This is a genomic window from Pseudogemmobacter sonorensis, assembly GCF_042762395.1.
Taxonomy (GTDB): domain Bacteria; phylum Pseudomonadota; class Alphaproteobacteria; order Rhodobacterales; family Rhodobacteraceae; genus Pseudogemmobacter; species Pseudogemmobacter sonorensis.
This window is the reverse complement of sequence record NZ_JBEFZE010000072.1, coordinates 1-2,535: the sequence shown is the minus strand read 5'-3', so window position 1 is coordinate 2,535 and position 2,535 is coordinate 1. Positions and strand designations below refer to the sequence as shown.

Below are 2,535 nucleotides of genomic sequence, written 5' to 3'. Positions count from 1 at the left end.
TTGGACTTCGTATCCGATCAACTGACGGATGGTCGTCGTTTCCGGATCATGACCGTGGTGGACGACTGCACGCGGGAATGTCTGGCCCTGATCGCCGACACGTCGTTGTCAGGCGCAAGGGTGGCACTTCCAGCATAAATCCATCACCATCTCTGTTTGAGAAGATCAGGCACGGACGCGGCGGTCGTTCAAGGTCGCCCGTTTCCTTTGATGGGATAATGCAGCAGCAGCCGACATGATTGCCGATCTGAATGTGCATTGGGATGTTGGCGAGGACGGGATGCCGAAATCCCATGCCCATGTCATGCTCACCATGCGCCAAGTCGATGAGGACGGGTTTGGCCCGAAGGTGCGGGATTGGATCCGGACGGAGATGGTCGAGCGCTGGCGGGAATACCTCGCGGGGAAGGGCCCCTTCACGATCCCTGCCGATCTTGCTCGTGCGACACTCCTGCATGACGAGCACAGGCATGATTGGGCACTTTGGCTGATCGCGGCCGGCGCTCCCGACGTGAATGCCACGACTGGCCCGGTGTTCGTGGATGGTGCAGGAGCCATCGAGTCCGCAAGGGCCGATCATGGCCTGGCGCTTGTGCGGCGCTCGATGGTGGAACGGGAACTGGCCGAGGGGCGATTGGTCTCACCCTTCCAGCATGGCCTTACAAGCGATTTGGCCTATTATCTGGCCTATCCGCCGGGCGCTCTCGATCACGCGCATGTCGCCGTATTCCGCAACTGGCTGCTGGATGAGGCGGCGGTATGAGCGAAGGGTGGGATTTCTCATAAAGCAGCAAAAGGGTTACCCTCACCGGCCGCAAGCCCGCCCTGGGAACCTCATTCCATGATGGAAGCGGGACCGTAGAACCATCCTATTTACCGCCGATTCTACACTATAGCCATACTGCACCTAACTAGCTGTTGTAAAATGATAAATCTTTGCTCTGTCTGGTCTCTGCAATCGTCAGAAACAGCCAGCAGGAGGCAGCGCGACCATGCGCCAACCAGACCGTATTATCCGCATGAAAACCGTTCAGTCCCGCATCGGCCTGTCCCGGTCCACCAGCTATCACAAGATCGCCGAAGGCACCTTCCCGGCACAACTGAAGATCAGCGCCAACGGCGCGGGGTGGCATGAATCCGACATCAATCGCTGGGTGGCAAACCCTGCCGGATGGAGGGCGCGCAGCGAGTTCGATTTCGATGACTTCTGACGGCGGGGGCGATGACCGGAAACAGAGACCGGCGAACGACAACCGCCCGCCCGATGGACAGGATGCCGGGCAAGGGGTCGATGTGTCCGAGCGGCTTGATGCGGTGGTGCTGACCATCGTCCGCCTGATTGGCAGGCGGATGGCCCGCGAGGACTTCGAGAAAGCCATGCGCGCCGCCAACGACAATGACGCACCATCGGAAGAAGGATGACCATGACGCCTCGCGCGCGCTTACATCAACGCTAGATATTGTATCTACACTGTTGACACCAATCGCACGACATACTATCGTATCTACATCATAGATACAGGAGACGTGGTCATGCAAGTGAACATCAAGAAATGGGGCAACAGCGCGTCGGTTCGGATTCCGCATTCGGTGATGACTGCCGCCAACCTGCATGTCGATCAGGCGGTGGAGGTGCGCGAGGAAGATGGCCGGGTTGTCATCGAACCCGTCCAGAGCCTTTCCTATGATCTGGACAAGCTATTGGCCGGGATGACGCCCGACACTTTCCATGACGAGGTGGATTTCGGCGCTCCGGTCGGCAAGGAAGTCTGGTGATGGCCGCATGGGTGCCTGACAGCGGCGACATCGTGTGGGTCAACTTCGATCCACAGGCCGGGCACGAGCAGGCAGGCCATCGCCCCGCTCTGGTGCTGTCGCCCGCCCGCTACAACGGGATGCGGGGTATGATGTTGTGCTGCCCGCTGACGACGAAGCTCAAAGGTTACCCCTTTGAAGTCGTTATCAGCCAGAACCCGCCAAGCGCCATTCTGGCCGATCAGATCAAGAACCTCGATTGGCGCGCTCGCAAGGCAAGGCACAAAGGCACGGTAACCGCCGTGGTGCTGGCCGATGTTCGCGCCAAGCTCAAGGCATTGCTTCAAATCTAGGGAAGCCGCCATGCTTCGCATCGCCCTTTACGCCCGCTATTCCTCCGAGAACCAGCGTGACGCTTCCATCGAGGATCAGTTGCGCCAGTGCCGCGAGCGCGCGGAACGCGAGGGCTGGACCGTGGTGGAGACCTATTCCGAACGCGCCATATCGGGATCGTCCATGATCCGGGCGGGCATTCAGGCGTTGCTTGCCGATGCGCAAGCCGGGCGCTTCGACATCGTATTGTCCGAGGCGCTGGACCGCATCAGCCGCGTGATGCTCAGTTCGCGGGCTATCTCGGCGATATGCAGCGCGGTTGCGCCGCCACCGACTACCAGCAGGTTTTAATAGCCCCATGTTTTTTGGCCGCCTTTTTTGCTAATTTTGAGGCAAGGAGGCCATGATGGGCACAGGCTTTTTCAGCGACGACTTCAAGCGTGACGC

5 protein-coding genes and 2 pseudogenes are annotated in these 2,535 nt (G+C 59.4%); all 7 read left to right on the top strand.

What is annotated here, in order from left to right:
- Nucleotides 1-126 (top strand): annotated as a pseudogene (locus ABNX41_RS21690) (IS3 family transposase); the annotation flags it as partial.
- Nucleotides 127-235: 109 nt separating this feature from the next.
- Nucleotides 236-763 carry a LysR substrate-binding domain-containing protein gene (locus tag ABNX41_RS21680; protein ID WP_497883257.1) on the top strand — a complete coding sequence of 176 codons (528 nt, stop codon included), beginning with the start codon at nt 236-238 and terminating at the stop codon, nt 761-763.
- 229 nt (nt 764-992) lie between these two features.
- On the top strand, nt 993-1,211 hold the full coding sequence (locus ABNX41_RS21675) for a helix-turn-helix transcriptional regulator (RefSeq protein WP_438671756.1): 219 nt from the start codon (nt 993-995) through the stop codon (nt 1,209-1,211).
- Between the two features lie 82 nt (nt 1,212-1,293).
- Nucleotides 1,294-1,422: a hypothetical protein gene (locus tag ABNX41_RS21670; RefSeq protein ID WP_438671755.1), complete on the top strand. Its 129-nt coding sequence runs from the start codon at nt 1,294-1,296 to the stop codon at nt 1,420-1,422.
- A gap of 111 nt (nt 1,423-1,533) precedes the next feature.
- Complete coding sequence (locus tag ABNX41_RS21665; protein ID WP_289896593.1) at nt 1,534-1,776, top strand: AbrB/MazE/SpoVT family DNA-binding domain-containing protein; 243 nt, start codon at nt 1,534-1,536, stop codon at nt 1,774-1,776.
- Nucleotides 1,776-2,108, top strand: coding sequence for an endoribonuclease MazF (mazF, locus tag ABNX41_RS21660; protein WP_438671754.1), 333 nt, complete (start codon nt 1,776-1,778; stop codon nt 2,106-2,108). The genes ABNX41_RS21665 and mazF overlap by 1 nt, the downstream gene beginning before the upstream one ends.
- 10 nt (nt 2,109-2,118) lie before the next feature.
- Nucleotides 2,119-2,364 (top strand): annotated as a pseudogene (locus tag ABNX41_RS21655) (recombinase family protein); the annotation flags it as partial.
- Between the last annotated feature and the right edge of the window lie 171 nt (nt 2,365-2,535).